14 protein-coding genes are annotated in these 16,534 nt (G+C 35.3%); 4 read left to right on the top strand and 10 right to left on the bottom strand.

Annotated elements, in window-relative coordinates; translation table 11 throughout:
* Positions 1 to 82 precede the first annotated feature (82 nt).
* A complete protein-coding gene (locus tag CPT03_RS22075) occupies positions 83 to 1,834 on the top strand; it encodes a lysophospholipid acyltransferase family protein (RefSeq protein WP_099440845.1) in 1,752 nt (583 codons plus the stop codon).
* Positions 1,835 to 2,098: 264 nt separating this feature from the next.
* On the top strand, positions 2,099 to 3,259 hold the full coding sequence (locus CPT03_RS22070) for a hypothetical protein (RefSeq protein ID WP_172954209.1): 1,161 nt from the start codon (positions 2,099 to 2,101) through the stop codon (positions 3,257 to 3,259).
* Between the two features lie 3 nt (positions 3,260 to 3,262).
* Here CPT03_RS22070 and CPT03_RS22065 read toward each other — a convergent pair whose 3' ends face one another.
* The 10 genes from CPT03_RS22065 to rpsT all read right to left on the bottom strand — a co-directional run bounded on the left by CPT03_RS22065 (position 3,263) and on the right by rpsT (position 14,987).
* Positions 3,263 to 3,799: a hypothetical protein gene (locus CPT03_RS22065; RefSeq protein WP_099440843.1), complete on the bottom strand. Its 537-nt coding sequence runs from the start codon at positions 3,797 to 3,799 to the stop codon at positions 3,263 to 3,265.
* Between the two features lie 128 nt (positions 3,800 to 3,927).
* The gene (locus CPT03_RS22060) at positions 3,928 to 5,361 is read right to left on the bottom strand and encodes a hypothetical protein (RefSeq protein ID WP_099440842.1); all 1,434 of its coding nucleotides are present in this window, start codon (positions 5,359 to 5,361) and stop codon (positions 3,928 to 3,930) included.
* Between the two features lie 113 nt (positions 5,362 to 5,474).
* Positions 5,475 to 8,270: a TonB-dependent receptor gene (locus tag CPT03_RS22055; protein WP_099440841.1), complete on the bottom strand. Its 2,796-nt coding sequence runs from the start codon at positions 8,268 to 8,270 to the stop codon at positions 5,475 to 5,477.
* 112 nt (positions 8,271 to 8,382) lie between these two features.
* Positions 8,383 to 8,883, bottom strand: coding sequence for a DUF962 domain-containing protein (locus tag CPT03_RS22050; RefSeq protein ID WP_099440840.1), 501 nt, complete (start codon positions 8,881 to 8,883; stop codon positions 8,383 to 8,385).
* Between the two features lie 103 nt (positions 8,884 to 8,986).
* On the bottom strand, positions 8,987 to 10,540 hold the full coding sequence (gene rny / locus CPT03_RS22045; RefSeq protein ID WP_099440839.1) for a ribonuclease Y: 1,554 nt from the start codon (positions 10,538 to 10,540) through the stop codon (positions 8,987 to 8,989).
* A 276-nt stretch (positions 10,541 to 10,816) separates the two neighbouring features.
* Positions 10,817 to 11,107, bottom strand: coding sequence for a cell division protein ZapA (locus CPT03_RS22040; RefSeq protein ID WP_068891351.1), 291 nt, complete (start codon positions 11,105 to 11,107; stop codon positions 10,817 to 10,819).
* A 32-nt stretch (positions 11,108 to 11,139) separates the two neighbouring features.
* The gene (locus CPT03_RS22035) at positions 11,140 to 11,430 is read right to left on the bottom strand and encodes a hypothetical protein (protein WP_099440838.1); all 291 of its coding nucleotides are present in this window, start codon (positions 11,428 to 11,430) and stop codon (positions 11,140 to 11,142) included.
* A gap of 52 nt (positions 11,431 to 11,482) precedes the next feature.
* Positions 11,483 to 13,882, bottom strand: coding sequence for a phenylalanine--tRNA ligase subunit beta (gene pheT, locus CPT03_RS22030; protein ID WP_099440837.1), 2,400 nt, complete (start codon positions 13,880 to 13,882; stop codon positions 11,483 to 11,485).
* Positions 13,883 to 13,963: 81 nt separating this feature from the next.
* The gene (gene radC / locus CPT03_RS22025; RefSeq protein ID WP_099440836.1) at positions 13,964 to 14,662 is read right to left on the bottom strand and encodes a RadC family protein; all 699 of its coding nucleotides are present in this window, start codon (positions 14,660 to 14,662) and stop codon (positions 13,964 to 13,966) included.
* A 70-nt stretch (positions 14,663 to 14,732) separates the two neighbouring features.
* A complete protein-coding gene (rpsT, locus tag CPT03_RS22020) occupies positions 14,733 to 14,987 on the bottom strand; it encodes a 30S ribosomal protein S20 (protein ID WP_099440835.1) in 255 nt (84 codons plus the stop codon).
* A 427-nt stretch (positions 14,988 to 15,414) separates the two neighbouring features.
* On the opposite strand from rpsT, the gene CPT03_RS22010 reads away from it, so the two are divergent.
* Together CPT03_RS22010 and CPT03_RS22005 are read left to right on the top strand one after the other, a co-directional pair.
* On the top strand, positions 15,415 to 15,993 hold the full coding sequence (locus CPT03_RS22010; RefSeq protein WP_099440833.1) for a phosphoribosylglycinamide formyltransferase: 579 nt from the start codon (positions 15,415 to 15,417) through the stop codon (positions 15,991 to 15,993).
* Between the two features lie 14 nt (positions 15,994 to 16,007).
* Positions 16,008 to 16,433, top strand: coding sequence for a c-type cytochrome (locus tag CPT03_RS22005; RefSeq protein WP_099440832.1), 426 nt, complete (start codon positions 16,008 to 16,010; stop codon positions 16,431 to 16,433).
* Positions 16,434 to 16,534 lie beyond the last annotated feature (101 nt).

The following is a 16,534-nucleotide window of genomic DNA, read 5'->3' as shown; positions in this document are numbered from 1 at the left end:
TTATATTTTAGTCTGTGGACAATGATTAAAAATATAAATCTTACTTTTGAAGTTGGATAATGTTTCACAAACTGGAATTTAAATGAAGATCATAACTACCCAAGAGTTTGCAAAAGCTACTAAAATAGATAAACTGGGTGTACCCGGACTTGCAGCTTTACTCATGGAGATGATGAAACTTAATGACATTAATAAAGTTTTTTCACAGAATGAACACTTTAACGGATTAGAATTTGTTGACAAGATTTTAGAAACCATAGGCGTTAGTATCGACTTTGATGAAGACGATCTTAAGAGTATACCCAAAACCGGAGGTTTTATTGCAATAGCTAACCATCCGTATGGAGGTGTTGAGGGGCTTGCACTAGTAAAGTTACTTTGCACAGTAAGGCCCGAAGCAAAGGTGATGGTTAATTTTATCCTTAAAAAAATCCCTAACCTAAGTGAATTCTTTGTAGCAGTAAATCCATTTGAAAATGTACAGCACTCATCTAGCATAAGTGGCTTAAAGGCTACTTTTGATCTTCTTCAAAGTGGCACACCAATAGGAATATTTCCGGCAGGTGAGGTTTCAACATTTAGTGTAGATAAACAGGAAATTACAGATAGAATATGGCACCCTGTAGTGGGCAAATTAATTGCCAGGGCTAAATTACCAGTAGTACCTATCTATTTCCACGGCAATAATGGGGTTTTATTCAATATCCTTAGCTTTATCCACCCTACATTAAGGACAGCTAAATTACCATCAGAATTTTTAAATAAACAAGGTTTAAAAATAAAAGTAAGAATTGGCAAGCCAATTAATATAGAAGATGTTTCTTACAGAAATAACACCAATAAACTACTGGATTTTCTTAGGGCGCGAACTTATGCCCTTGGAACTGGTTTAGAGCAAGAAAAGAAATTGTTCAATCCTATTAATCTATTCAAAATAAAGAAAAAGCCTGAAGAGGTTATTGCTGAAACAGACCGTAATAAAATTGTAGAAGAGGTTGATCAGCTTGAGAATTTCAGAGTGTGGCAAGAAAAGAATTACGAAGTATATATTGCCCCTACAACTGCAATTCCAAATATTTTAAGAGAAATTGGCCGTTTAAGGGAAATAACCTTTAGAGAAGTTGGAGAAGGAACAAATAAAAAGATTGATCTTGATAACTACGATATTTATTACAACCATCTTTTCATCTGGGATAAAGACCTGCAAAATATCGTAGGTGCTTATCGTATCGGTAAAGGAGATGAGATTTTAAATACTATGGGCCGTCGCGGGTTCTACCTATCTGAGCTCTTCAAAATTAAAGAGCCTTTTTATCCAATCTTAAGACGCGGAATTGAACTCGGCAGATCGTGGATTAGAAAAGAGTACCAGCAAAAACCACTTCCTTTATTCTTATTGTGGAAAGGTATTTTAAAATATCTGCTAGATAACCCTCATTATCGCTATATGTTTGGCCCGGTAAGTATCAGTAATAACTTTTCAAAGTTTTCTAAGTCATTAATTGTCGACTATATTACCAAGAACCACTTTGATTACGAACTGGCGCATTATGTAAAGCCTAAAAACAAATTTAAAGCAGATCTTTCAGCAATTGATAAAGATCTTTTAATTGAAAGCAGCGATTCTTTAAAAGACCTTGACAGCTTGATATCTGACATTGAGAATTCGCACATTAAGATACCGGTATTGCTTAGACAGTATATGAACCTTAATGCCAAAATCATCTGTTTCAATATTGACCCTAAATTTTCTGATTGCCTTGATGGCTTTCTGGTGGTTGACATGCAAAACATTCCACCTGAAATGCTGGAGAAGATTGGCAAGAATTTTTAACAACAAAAGCCCTGACATCCATCGGGGCTTTTTGTATCAACTAAACCTAAACGTATATAAATACTAACCAAATATTTATGCCACAAAAGTACAGGCATGATGTTAAGTACTTGTTAACTATCGGTTACTATAAAATTTTTTGACGCCAAAAACTTAATATACAAATACTGTTAATTCTGTGTATATTTAATATTATCATAATGTTAATTAATCTACAGAGCAATGGGCCGTTTGCTAAAAATATTCGGTACAGTAATTTTACTTTTGACTACACAACTTGTGTATAGTCAAGGTAATAGCTATAATATTAGTTTTGAGTTTTATAATGATACTTTCAACATTGAAGTTGATTCCTCTATTATTGTAAATACTCCAACCGAACTCTCAGAGCAGTACATCAAATCGAGCTACAATAAAATAAATGCCGGTAAATACTTATCAATTATAAAAACTCTTACTGCTTACAAAGAAAAGAATCAGCTAAACGACTGGCTATACTATCAACTCATTAGAAAAACAGCCCAGCAGATTAGTCCTAAAAAGGAAAATTATGAGCGTTATACTTTTTACAAATGGTTTCTTTTAGGTAAATCGGGTTATGATGCCAGGCTTACCATTGCCGATAATCGTATCATATTTTATGTTTTTAACGATGAGGATATTTCTGATATACCTTTCATCATGTTCAAAAACAAAAAATATATGTGCTTAAATCACCATGATTATGCATATGCTGACCTGAATAAAGTACCTCCACACGACATGATCAGTATGCCGGAAGCTAAAGAGGCCTTTTCCTATAAAGTAACCAGGATGCCAGATTTTAAACCTGAAGACTATTACGAAAAACAGATCCAATTCAGTTATAAACATAAAACCTATCATTTCAACATTAAGCTTAACCCTGATGTAGAAACAATTTTTGCCAATTATCCGGTTGTTGACTTTGAATCGTATTTTAATATCCCTCTAAGTAAAGAAACTTATGGTTCTTTAATTCCACTCCTCAAAAAAAATGTGAGCGGGATGAAACAAAAAAAAGGAATTGATTACCTGATGCGTTTTACCAGGTATGCATTTTTATATGAAAATGATGAAGATAACTTTGGAAAAGAAAAGCGTCTCTCTCCTGAAGAAACGCTCTTCTCTAAATATAGCGATTGCGATGATAGAGCAGCCTTATTTTTTTATCTCGTAAAGGAGATTTATAATGTGCCAATGATAGCGTTGCTGTACCCTACCCATATCACAATGGCGGTTCAGTTTGATACACCTGTAGGTGGCGATCCTATAGTTTATAAAGGCAAAACCTATTCCATTTGCGAGCCTACACCACAGAAAGAAGATCTTGGCATCGGAAAAATGTCCGCTGATTTAAAAAAGATACCCTATCAGGTCGTGTATGCTTACGAGCCGAAGCACTAGAGCTTAATTAAAAACAAAATTTGGATCGAAGTATTGTTTTACGGTTATCGTATCTCTTTGAGCAGGTCCAGCTACAGCTTCTAAAATAATCTTTGCTTCCAACAGCCATTTAGTTTGATCTGCTCGTTTATCTGGCGTTAGATTTTTTCCTTTTACATATCCATCAACAGGCTTATAAGCAACCATGAGGCAATTGGGGCAGCCATAGATCAACTGTACCTTTCCGTCTAAGATAGCCTGCTTATTTAAGGTAAAATTATTTCCTTTCATAGGCGCCTTAACGTAAATTACTCTTCTAAAACCCCCATTTCTAAATTCTGCCCAAAATAGTCTGTAAGGACCTCCTACCAATAAAGAACCTGCTTCATTTATATCCGCATTTTCAGTAAAAAGATATTGGCAATTTAAATTTTCAGGACAGGGAGTTAGATTCTTTTCATCTAATTCTTCTTTATCAATTTTTTCATTGTTCTTAGAGCATGAAGTACTGGTCAAAATGGCCATCATTACCAATAGCAGCTGAATAGTTATTTTTCTCATAATCATATTGTTTACAACTATACGTCAGTTTGTTTTTCACTGCTACAAAAGTCATATTAAGTTTATGTTAACAAAAAAGGTCTTTTTGCAATGCAAAAAGACCTTTCAAAGATTTTGTTATTTATAACCTATTTTACAGCTCCTGGAGTTGTGTAAGGTAATACCTGAGGATTATAATTAGCCCAACCAGCAGTCCAGTCAGTAGTACCAAAAGCACCTTTGTAAGCTACTTTCTCAAAGAAAGCATCAGCAACCTTAGCATTAGTAAATAATGCTCCTGTTGCAGCAACAGAACCAGCAATTACAGTGAAATTTGGAGTCCCTTGCTTAGCTGCAGCTACTAAATCAGGTGAAAACTTGTAAGGATCAGTGATAACCGATGAAGCGTAAGCATCAGGAGTAAAAGTATTATTTGCAGTTAAAGAAGTAGTTAATGCAGCTAATATACCCGCAGCACCTTTTATTTGATTTGATTTACTATTACTTCCTAAAACAAGATTGTTAGCAAATACAGATTTTCCTGCAACAAAATTGGCATAAGTAGCACCAGCTGTTGTAACCTTTGTATCATCATAATAAACACCTTCCGTATATCCAGCAAGTACAGAATTAAAGATGCTTATTGCTGAATTGCGACGAATTTGAGCAGCATGCTGATAGTTAGCATTTATATTTCCAGCACCGGCTACGTCAACAGGACCTAATATTGTTACGTTAGAAAAAATAGCAGATGTCTGAGGAACATTATTTGAACCATTACCATCGTTATCAGACTCAAAACCATTTGAGCCAGAAAAGTCAGCAATTGTAGCAACACGTTGAGCTAAAGCAAATTGAACCTTTCCAGAATATCCATTATCTGTATCGAAATCATCATCCCAGGTCCCCACTGAAAGTAAGTGTTTTGCATTTACCGATCCACCGAACCATTCAAATGCATCATCTCCCGAACGATAAACCTGAATATAATCAATAGTAGTACCAGAACCAACACTTCCAAAAGTAAGACCGTTGATTTCATTATCAGGGCCTAAAGCAATCCCCGCATATTCAATACGAATATATTTCAGAGTTCCTGAGTTATCTGCATCATCAGTGCCACCGTGTAAAGCCTTATCAGTAGCATCAGCAATACCTTCTATTTTAACACCAGTCCCAATATTATTTTTAGCTTTTCCTAATAAAACTAATCCTCCCCAATCACCTTGAGCGCGACCGCCTGCAGGTTGGTTTGAAGTAAATACAATTGGTTTATCAACTGTACCTACAGCTTCGATTTTAGAACCACGGGTAATAACTAATGAACCTTTAGAGGCTTTATCACCTTTAATGATTGTTCCTGGTTGAATAGTAAGGGTAGCATTTCCAGTCACATAAACATTGCCTTTTAAAAGATATATTTTATCAGCAGTCCATGTAGTGCTAGTAGAAATATCTCCTGATACCGCAACAACCCCTTCCGTAGTAGGAGGATTTATGATTCCTTCATCTGAGTCGCTTTTTGAACAGCTTGCAAAAAAAACAAGCACACTTAAAGCTGATATTAATAACTGTTTTTTCATTTCTTTATTTTTAATTTGTTGTTTCAAAGATATTAAGCGCGATTTACCTGTATATTACTATACGTTTAAATAAACATTAAGCATTATTGAAGTCAGTTAACAATAATTTAATATTAAAGGGTGTAAGAGAAAGACAAAGAGTAATTGCTACCCAATTTGTATCTATTGATTGTTTCATCCTCTCCGTTCATTTCATACTTCTTGTTCATGTTATTATCGTAGTATAAAATATTATTGTTGTTTAGGATATCCCCGGCATTGATTTTAAATTCACCTTTATTCTTAAATACTTTCATCCCCAATTGTAGATCTAAAACGTTTCTTGGCGCTTCCCAAATACTAGGGAATCTTGAACCTCCTGCCGCAATAATTCTACGACCTACCTTATTATATAAAATATTGAAGTTCATTTTATTATCAAGAAAAGCATGTTGTAAGCCAGCATTTATTGTATAAGGGGCCTGACCTACCATTTGGCGACTTTTTTCCAGATAAACAACTCCTGTATTTGCCGGATTGGTTACTTTAGATTTAATCAACGCCAAATTAGCATAGGCAGTAGTGTTTTTCATAAATTCATTCTCTGCTATAAAATCAAGAGACTTTCTAACCTCAAACTCTAATCCATAAACATCTGCTTTATCAGAGTTGAAATAGGTAATTGTTCTTGTAGAATTATAATCCTCATTTAAAGATTCAATAGCATTATTGAATTGTTTATAGAATGCTGAAACAGAAATGATCTGACCTGCCGAAGGATATAGTTCAAAACGAACATCTGCATTATTAATCTGGGCACGCTTCAGAGCTGGATTTCCTTGTTGAAAAGCGAGCTGTTCATAATCGTAGTATTGAAACGGTGCAAGCTCTCTAAATTCTGGACGAGCCAATGTACGGTAATATGACGCTCTTAGATTTATTTTTTCAGTTAAACTATAAGTAAAATTTAATGAAGGTAACACGTCAAAATAATCTTGTTTAACTGGCTTATTACTCGCATCTAATGTTTTTAAGTTCACATTGAACATCTCAGTTCTTACTCCCCAAACTAACCTTGCCTTATCTCCAAATTTATTATCCAACATCGCGTAACCTGCATTGGTAAGCGAATTAGCTGTATAGATATCTCCAGAATTTGGAATCTCACTTAATGTATAAGCTCCACTTTCAATTAAATCCTTACCGAATAATGTTTTTAAAGGTCTTGCTCTGATAGCCTCTACATTTTCGTTGTTGAACCCTAACTGCAATCCAAGGAAACGAACATCAAAATTACGATCACGATAAGATGAAGCAAGTCCTACTTTAAGTGTCGATGTCTCTTTAAATAAATTAACTGGTAAAGAGTAATTTACTGAACCAGTATATCCATTCTCTTTTAGGGTAGAAAATAGCCTTGTGTTTTCTTTACCAATATTTAGAACATTAGCAGTGTAAGCAACTTCTGGTTTATCTAAATCGGAAATATTTTTAGAATAGTTAATCTTACGTTGATCAGGCTGATCATTTAGTACATTACTAAAACCTACTGACCAATTAATTTTTGCATTTCGAGCGCCTAACTGGTGGTTACCTTCTAGTGTCGATTTAAATAAAGATTTCTGAATTAGATCAAAAGCAAAAAATTTATTATCCGTTCCAGAACTTCCATTTGTTCCCGTTCTGTTAGTATATTGGTCGTCAAATATTCTATTATAAATATTTTTAAAGGTAATCTTACTTTTGCCATAAGTGTATGCAAAATTAGCAAGTGCACCTACGTTTGTAGAGAATTTATAAGAGTTATCTATATAATTATACTCGTAAAATTCACGTACAGCATCTCTGGTTATGCTTTGCGCATTTCGATAAGTTAATGAAACTATAGCTCCAAACTTTTTATTGTCCTTTAAATCCTTAACCCTACCCAAGGTAAACTGATAATTTTGCGTTGGCAATGCGGTCATATTATAGATCGACCAATCTTGAGGAAGCGTTCTTATAGCTTTTATATTTTGTTCATAAGTAAGGCCTGCTGCCAATCTACTTGTAGAAGGGAAACTTGGTTGAAGCTTTCTTTTACCATCATCAAAACCAAAATAGTCAGTTGTATTTCTAGAGCCACTAAAGAAGTCTTTAAAAGTAGACGCAGTATTATAACCTACACCGCCGCTTAATGTAATATAATTCTGATCGGGAATATCTTTAGTAGTTATCTGAACAGCCCCACCAGTAAAATCTCCTGGAAGATCTGGTGTAGCAGTTTTACTAATAATCAAGTTATCTACTAAATTCGAAGGAACTATATCAAAAGAAAAAGCTTTTCTATTTGGCTCGGTACTTGGCAACGATGCTCCATCTAGCATTGCTGTATTATATCTATCACTTAATCCGCGAATAACAACAAATTTATTGTCCTGAATTGTAGCACCACTTACTCTCTTTAAAACATCAGAGGTATTTTTATCTGGTGATCGCTTAATTAATTCTGAGGAGATACCATCAGAAATTACTGCACTATTCTTTTGCTGAGCATATAGCGCATTCACACTTTCCTTTTTAAAACTCCCTTGAATAACAACTTCATTCAGGTTTTGTCCACCTGCCTCATCAAGGATGATATCAAATATTGTGTTTTTTCCGGAGGTTACTTCAACATCACTGATTTCTTTTCCATTGTAACCAACATATTGAAATATTAAAGTATATTTTCCAGTTGCCAACCCTGTTAATGAATATTTACCATCAACATCTGTAGCCATACCTTTGGCGGTATTTTTTATCTTAACCGTAACACCAATAAGTGTTTCACCGGTTTTCTTATCAGATACCTTTCCTGAAATTTTGCCCGTTTGTGCAAATACTGCTGTGCCGATAATTACAAATAAGGCTGTAATTATTGCCTTTTTAAGATTTAGTTGTGATTTCAATTTGCCGTATATTAATTTTCAGCAAAGCTATTACCACAATGTTAGGTATATGTTAGATGTAAATTACCATTCGTTTATCAGAATGTTAACTAGATGTTAAGTGCCATTAGGCTCAGTATCTTAGCCCTACTTTTTTACAAATAAAGTGCAATAACCAAATTGGTCCGATTAATAGAAACTTAACATCATCTAAAAATGAAGGTTTCTTTCCTTCAATTTTATGGCCTATAAACTGTCCTATCCATGCAATTACAAAAATCACCAGACAAACCAGCCACAAAGCAGGGCCACCACTGGCTTCCCATTTCTCTAGCTGAACAATGATCATACTCATTGCAAAAATAAGCAACAGCATCAGATACGACAATACTGGCGAAAGTTTTAAATAGTAATAAACAGAAAATGCAATTAAGAACGAAGCCCAGTTTAGGTATCCATTGTACTTGCCCAAAAATCCAATATGTGGAAAAGGAATGGCCCAAACCAAACCTAATAAACTAAACACAATTAGCGGAACACAAATCCAGTGAATAATTTCATTTGAAGGGTTTTGATGGCTTTCCGCATATTTATCAAAAAGGACATCTACCTCACTTCTTTGCTCCGTTTTCATATCATTATAAGTTTACTGAGTAAAAATAAAAAAAGCGACAGAATAAACCGTCGCTTTTATAAAATATTAATTGCCTGCAACAATAATTACAGGCTTAGTTATGTTATTTCGCAAAAGAAACCGATCTGGTTTCTCTAATCACTGTTACCTTGATCTGACCTGGATAAGTCATTTCTGTTTGAATACGATTCGAAATATCAGCTGCTAACAATTCCGCTTGCTGATCAGTTACCCTTTCACTTTCAACCACAACTCTAAGTTCTCTACCTGCTTGTATCGCAAATGTTTTCTCCACGCCTGGATAAGACAACGCAAGTTCTTCTAATTCTTTTAATCGTTTAATGTAGCTTTCAACCACCTCACGTCTAGCACCTGGTCGTGCTCCTGATATAGCATCACAAGCCTGTACAATAGGCGAGATCATAGATGTCATTTCTATCTCGTCGTGGTGAGCTCCAATAGCATTACAAATTTCAGGATGTTCTTTATACTTCTCAGCCAGTTGCATACCTAAAATAGCGTGAGGTAATTCTGGATTATCATCAGGCACCTTACCTATATCGTGCAATAGACCAGCACGTTTAGCCATCTTCGCATTTAAGCCAAGCTCCGCCGCCATAGTAGCACAGAAATTAGCAACCTCACGAGAGTGATGTAATAAGTTTTGTCCGTAAGATGAACGGTAACGCATACGTCCAACCATTCTGATCAATTCAGGGTGCAATCCATGAATACCCAAATCAATTACAGTACGCTCTCCAATTTCTACAATTTCATCCTCAATCTGTTTCTTGGTTTTAGCAACAACTTCTTCAATACGTGCAGGGTGAATCCTGCCATCTGTAACCAAACGATGTAATGCTAAACGCGCAATCTCTCTCCTTACCGGATCAAAGCCTGATAAAATAATTGCTTCAGGTGTATCATCTACAATAATCTCAATACCTGTTGCTGCTTCTAAAGCACGGATATTACGACCTTCGCGCCCGATAACGCGACCTTTAATTTCATCACTTTCAATATGAAAAATAGAAACAGTATTTTCTATAGCAGCCTCAACAGCAGTACGCTGTATTGTCTGTATTACAACTTTTTTCGCTTCTTTTGTTGCAGTTAGTTTAGCCTCATCAACAATATCCTTTACCTGAATCATTGCCTGGGTACGTGCCTCCTGCTTCATTGTTTCAACCAATTGGCTTTTAGCCTCATCAGCACTTAGGCCCGCAATGGTTTCTAATTGCTTTACATGTTGATTTTTCAGCAATTCAACTTCTTCCTGTTTCTTTAATGCAATTTCGGTTTGCTTCTCCAGGTTCTTTTTATGATTATCCAGTTCCTGATCTTTACGATTTGCATTTTCAAGTTTCTGGTTTAAAGATTGCTCTTTTTGTTTTATTGAATTCTCTCGCTGATTAATCTGATTATTTCTGTTGTTTACTTCTTGCTCGTGTTCAGATTTCATCTGCAAAAACTTCTCTTTTGCTTCAAGCAATCTATCTTTTTTCAAGATTTCAGCATTGCTTTCAGCGTCCTTAAGTATTTTCTTCACTTTACTCTGAACTGCAATTTCCTGCTTTTTGAGCAAGCTACGCAGCAGATATCTGCCTATCAAGATGCCGATTACTAAGCCGGCAAGTACGTATCCTATTATTTCCATTCTATTTTTCTATATAAATCAGCTCATATAAGCTGCATGATTGTTAAAAATTCCCTCTTAAAAAAAAACCGCAACTATGTTTAATGAGCCCCAAAGTTTTAAAAACCTCAACTAATTATAATTAGGATTTAAGTCATTTTCAGGTACATAAATGTAAATGAAATACACCCTCTTAATCCTATAAATATTGAAGTGTTAAGTTTTAAAAATAAATGAAACTCAAAAACCTAGCTGCGGCTAATATCTTTGTTGTTTTAACTAATATAAAGAACGATCTTATTTCGAAAAAAAATCATTTAATAAACTATCCAGTTCTTCCACCTTCTCGGCAACAGCAGTATCCTGATCCTGAACTTTGTTTTCTACCCTCAGTACCGCCGTTGCATAATGCAGTACTGCCATAGAAAGCAAATCCTGTTTATCACGAACGGCATAATTTTCCTGATAATCTTTTATGCGCTCGTTAATAATCTTGGCTGCTCGCCTTACAATTTCTTCCTCTTCCGTATTAACCTTTAGCGGGTAAATACGATCGGAAATAGTTATTTTTATAGAGATTTCTCCCATTTCTTAGCTTTGTTTCACTTTTCAGGTATTCCTTATTTTTTAAGCAATACAACACACTTATCTATTTCACGCACAAAATCGTTAATTTTTTGCTTTATATCAAGTGTCTTTTCACTTGTGCCTTCAATACTTTTTGCAAGTTTCAAAACTCTTAACTTTTCTTCGAGCTCTACGTTCTTGCTTTTTGATGTATCAAGAGCAACTTTTACTGACTGGTTTTCAAGCTTTAATAAATCATTTTCTTCTTGTAAAGCATTACAAAGCTCTATTAAACGAGTTGTTTTTTGCAATACTGAATTTAACTGATCTGCTACAGAAGACATGCTATTAAAGTTGATTTTTATTTAAAAATTTCATTTTTCAGAAAATCCTTACCTATTTTCTGATTTCTGCTTTTGCTGTTTGCGCTAAGTTAGATATAATCTTTTGCATAACAGAATCAATCTGTTTATCGGTCAATGTTTGCTCTTCATCCTGAAGGGTAAAATTAAGTGCATAAGATTTTTTTCCGGCAGGTAATTTATCTCCTACATATACATCAAACACCTGTACATTCTTAATCAGTTTCTTTTCCGTTTTAAATGCAATAGCTTTTAAATCATCAAAAGTTACATTCGTATCAACCAGCATCGATAAATCCCTTCTTACTGATGGGTACTTAGGAACCTCTTTATTTATAATTCTATTTTTCTTTACAATATCTAAAAGCTGTGCCCAGTCAAAATCGGCATAATAAACATCCTTATCAATATCAGCCTTCTTTTTATCTGCAGCTGTTACAGCTCCAAAAGTTACAATTGCTTTATCACCTCTAAAGTATTTTAAACCAAAAGCAAAACTTTCATTCTTTACCTCTTCGGTTTGATAATTCGTTATACCAAGACGACCAATAACTGCATCAACTGCAGCTTTTAAATTATAGAAACTTACCGGATTGGCCTTATGGTTCCATTGCTCAGATTGGTTAGCACCCGATAATAAAATTAACAACCTTGGGCGCTCTACATACTTATCATTTATTAAATGGTAGGTTTTACCAAATTCATAAAATTTAATATCAGCAGTTTTTCTGTTCTGATTATAAGCGACACTCTCTAATGCAGGCAACAATAATTCCTGACGCATTACATTTAAATCTGAACTTAATGGATTTAAGATCTGTACTGCTTCTTCAGGAACTTTTGAATAAGCGCCCTTAGTTAATGAATTACACCAGATCTCTAAAAAGCCATTTGCAGTTAACATATCAGCAATAACATGCTGCGTTTGCTCTCTGTCTGGCTTAGCACCATAAGATAATGATGCATTTATTTTACTAGGTATCTCAATATTATTATAGCCGTAAATTCTTAAAACCTCTTCAGTGATATCGCATTCCCGGGTTACATCAACTTTAAAACTAGGTACTTTAAGCTCCAAACTTTCTGCCGTTTCTTTAGCCACTTCAATACCTAATGCTGTAATTATACTTTTAATTTCTGCATCAGGAATATTGGCCCCTATTAATTTATTGATGTTCTTATAGCTTACCTCAACATCAAAAGACCTTATAGGATTACCGTAAATATCCGAAACTGATGAAGCGATTTCGCCACCTGCCAATTCCTGAATTAACAATGCTGCACGTTTTAAAGCAAAGGTTGTTATCTCCGGATCAGCACCTCGCTCATACCTGAACGAAGCATCCGTTTTTAAGCCATGGCGTTTAGCTGTTTTACGCACAGAAACAGAGTCGAAATAAGCACTTTCCAGGAAAACATTTTTAGTATCTTCAGTTATTCCTGAACTTTTACCTCCAAAAACTCCAGCTATACACATTGGTTCTTCGGCATTACAGATCATCAAATCGTCTGCAGAAAGCTTACGTTCAACTCCATCAAGCGTTACAAAAGGTGTTCCCTCAGCACATTTCTTAACAAAAACTTTAGCCCCTTTTATCTGATCAGCATCAAAAGCATGAAGTGGCAAACCCAGATCGTGTAAAACATAGTTGGTTATATCAACTATGTTATTGATTGGTCTGATACCAATTACTTTTAATTTATCCTGAAGCCACTCCGGCGATGTTGTAACTGTAACACCACTTATGGTAACACTGCTATAGCGCGGACAAGCATTTGTATCTTCAACCTTAACTTCGATCTTAAGATTTTCGTTATTGGTTTTAAAACCAGAAACATCAGGCATTTGAATACTGCTACGGAAATATGCAGCTAAATCTCTTGCTACACCTAAATGAGAGGCAGCATCGGCCCTGTTAGGGGTTAAACCTATCTCAAAAAGGTAATCATCTTCCAATTTAAAATATTCCTTAGCCGAAATACCTATTGTCGTGTCTGCCGGTAAAACAAGAATTCCGTCATGAGAAACCCCCAAACCAATCTCGTCCTCGGCACAGATCATCCCCTCTGATACCTCTCCTCTTATTTTTGATTTATTAATTTTAAAAGGCTCCCCTTCATTTGGATAAACTGTAGTGCCAACGGTAGCCACCACAACCTTTTGGCCCTGGGCTACATTTGGAGCACCACATACAATCTGTAAAATATCAGGTCCGCCAACATCAACTGTTGTTACACGAAGGCGATCTGCATTAGGGTGTTGTACACAAGTTAATACATGACCTATAACCAATCCGGCTAAACCACCAGCAACAGGCTGTACGGTTTCTAAGCTTTCTACTTCCAGCCCAATATTTGTTAATATAAGAGAAAGTTCCTGAGGTGTTTTATCAGTTTGTATGAATTGTTTAAGCCAATTGTATGATATTTTCATTATCTGGTGTCTAGTATGAAATACTGGGAAAAATGCAAAGATAATATTTTAAAGGGGAATGATAAAAGGGAAATACCATTATCAGATTAAGCCCTCATCACCAAAGCTATAATATGCCCTATCGGTTACAATGATATGGTCTAACACCTGTAATTCAAGCATCTTTCCTCCTTCAACCAACTTTCTGGTAATGCTTAAATCCTGCACGCTTGGCTTTAAATTTCCTGAAGGATGGTTGTGGGCAAGAATAATAAAAGCTGCATTATGCTCAATTGCAGTTTTAAAAATAATTTTAGGGTCAGCTACAGTACCAGACAGCCCTCCTTTGCTCACCAGCTGCTTACCGATTACTCTATTTGCGTGATTTAAGATCAGTATCCAAAACTCTTCATGGTTTAGATCGGCAAACACAGGAAGCAATACTTCAAATGCATCCCTTGATGTTCTTATATTAACCACATCTGTGGCTTCACTATTCTTTCTCCTTCTGCCAAGTTCCAATGCTGCAATTATGGATATGGCTTTTGCTTCCCCAATTCCTTTAAATTTCGAAAGATGTTTAACAGAAACCTTCCCCAATGCATCCAAATCATTCTCATACTCTGCAAGTATGCGCTTACTTAAATCAACCGCACTCTCATTTCGGCTGCCCGATCCAATTAAAATGGCAATAAGTTCGGCATCCGTTAAATGCCTGCGGCCATGAAGCAATAGCTTTTCGCGAGGCCTATCGGCCTCTGCCCACAATTTTATACCCAATTTTGGTTGATATGGTTTCATTGGAATATTTTTTAAAACAAAAAAAGGGATATGCAATGCATATCCCTTTTACAATATTGTAAAGCTATATTTATTTTAAGCCATTAACAAACTTAGTTAATTTAGATTTGTTGTTAGCTGCTTTATTTTTGTGAATAACGTTCTTTTTGGCTAAACGATCTAACATAGAAACAACTTTAGGAAGCAATTCTAGTCCTGTTTTTTTATCTTCAGCAGCACGTAGTCTTTTAATAAACGTACGAGTGGTTTTTGCTTGATATCTATTACGTAAACGTTTAGTTGCGTTTGCTCTAATTCTTTTTATTGAAGATTTATGATTTGCCATTTTTTGTTATTAAAATATTTTATGTTGAGACCAGCTCTTTTTATTTCTTCTTATTTTTCGGACTGCAAATATAGAACTAATGTTTTTAAAATACAAAATCAGAACATAAATATTTTTTTTAATCTTCTCCAACATAAGAGTATAGGCAGATTTAAACAAGTACCTGACAAACATATACCTCCGAGCACACTGGGTGCACACCGCCTGCACACTTCTTCGGAAAAAGGCACCTGTTTTCCGAAGCAATCCTATCTCAATCCTTATTCTGTACTGATTCAGTCCAAGCCCAGGTGGCTCTTAGCACCGTTAATAAATCAAAAAACCTATAATAAAGACTTCCATTAAAGGCTTAAAATGCTATTTTTGGACATAATGATAACATTGTTACCTTTGAAAACAAATAAATAGCCTCAATTTACATTGCCCCATGAAAAAACGTATAGCCATATTTGCCTCAGGGTCAGGATCTAACGCTCAAAAATTAATGGAGCATTTTAAAAACAACCCTGAAGTAGAAATCGCATTGGTGCTGACAAACAACCCTGACGCCTACGTATTACAGCGCTCGGATAACTTTGAAATCCCTTCTCATATTTTTGACAGGCATGAATTTTATCAAACTGATAATATCATAGACCTGTTAAAAAATCTGGATGTAGATTTGATTGTATTAGCCGGATTTTTATGGCTGATCCCCAAAAACTTAATTAATGAGTACCCTGGCCGTATTGTAAATATACACCCTGCTATTTTACCTAAGTTTGGCGGAAAAGGAATGTATGGAGATCATGTACATAATGCTGTGATGGCAGCCAAAGAAACTGAGGGTGGTATAACAATACATTATGTTGATGAAAACTACGATGAAGGCGAATACATTTACCAGGCAAGATACCGTATTGATAAAGATGACAATCTGGAAATGATTAAGTTTAAAGGGCAGCAACTGGAACATCAGCATTATCCCCGCATTATAGATGGCATTATTAAAAAAATTAAAAAATAAGCTTCAATAACTTTATGCTTCAGGTAGGTCGGCTAAAAAAGTTGCATTTTTTGTACAACTGTGGCTTACTGTTAATAGTCACTTACCTGGTAGCCTGCAACAACTCTGAAGTTAAAACAATACAGCCAAAAACTGACTATATCCACGAAATACCAGGAAAAAACGACACCATTCCTGTTGCGATAGCTCAAAAAGGCGAAGTCCTTATTGCCTATTCGGATTGCTATACCTGTCATAAAGAAGAAAAAAGATCAGTAGGGCCTGCTTTTAAAGATATAGCCAAAAGATACCCCGTACAGCGTGTTTATATCGATATGCTTGCTCAAAAGGTGATTAGCGGTGGAAAAGGAGCTTGGGGAAGTGCAACAATGATCGATCACCCCAAGGTACCAATTGAGGAGGCTAAGCTAATGGTTAGCTACATTCTGTCTTTAAAATAAATACGACGGAACATGCCAATTATTAATTGCTGAACAAAAAGGTTATAGCAGTATATGCTACAATAAATAACCATTTGACATTAAAAGAAAAATAGGTACTT

Source organism: Pedobacter ginsengisoli (genome assembly GCF_002736205.1).
GTDB lineage: Bacteria > Bacteroidota > Bacteroidia > Sphingobacteriales > Sphingobacteriaceae > Pedobacter > Pedobacter ginsengisoli_A.
The sequence above is the reverse complement of the archived record's forward strand: the minus strand, read 5'-3'. Positions and strand labels throughout refer to the sequence as shown.

Coding starts and splice junctions, on each gene's coding strand:
- pheT (WP_099440837.1), bottom strand. CDS start 13,882: ATGAAAATATCATACAATTGGCTTAAACAATTCATACAAACTGATAAA.
- CPT03_RS22065 (WP_099440843.1), bottom strand. CDS start 3,799: ATGAGAAAAATAACTATTCAGCTGCTATTGGTAATGATGGCCATTTTG.
- CPT03_RS22075 (WP_099440845.1), top strand. CDS start 83: ATGAAGATCATAACTACCCAAGAGTTTGCAAAAGCTACTAAAATAGAT.
- CPT03_RS22010 (WP_099440833.1), top strand. CDS start 15,415: ATGAAAAAACGTATAGCCATATTTGCCTCAGGGTCAGGATCTAACGCT.
- rny (WP_099440839.1), bottom strand. CDS start 10,540: ATGGAAATAATAGGATACGTACTTGCCGGCTTAGTAATCGGCATCTTG.
- CPT03_RS22005 (WP_099440832.1), top strand. CDS start 16,008: ATGCTTCAGGTAGGTCGGCTAAAAAAGTTGCATTTTTTGTACAACTGT.
- radC (WP_099440836.1), bottom strand. CDS start 14,662: ATGAAACCATATCAACCAAAATTGGGTATAAAATTGTGGGCAGAGGCC.
- CPT03_RS22050 (WP_099440840.1), bottom strand. CDS start 8,883: ATGAAAACGGAGCAAAGAAGTGAGGTAGATGTCCTTTTTGATAAATAT.
- CPT03_RS22035 (WP_099440838.1), bottom strand. CDS start 11,430: ATGTCTTCTGTAGCAGATCAGTTAAATTCAGTATTGCAAAAAACAACT.
- CPT03_RS22060 (WP_099440842.1), bottom strand. CDS start 5,361: ATGAAAAAACAGTTATTAATATCAGCTTTAAGTGTGCTTGTTTTTTTT.
- CPT03_RS22040 (WP_068891351.1), bottom strand. CDS start 11,107: ATGGGAGAAATCTCTATAAAAATAACTATTTCCGATCGTATTTACCCG.
- rpsT (WP_099440835.1), bottom strand. CDS start 14,987: ATGGCAAATCATAAATCTTCAATAAAAAGAATTAGAGCAAACGCAACT.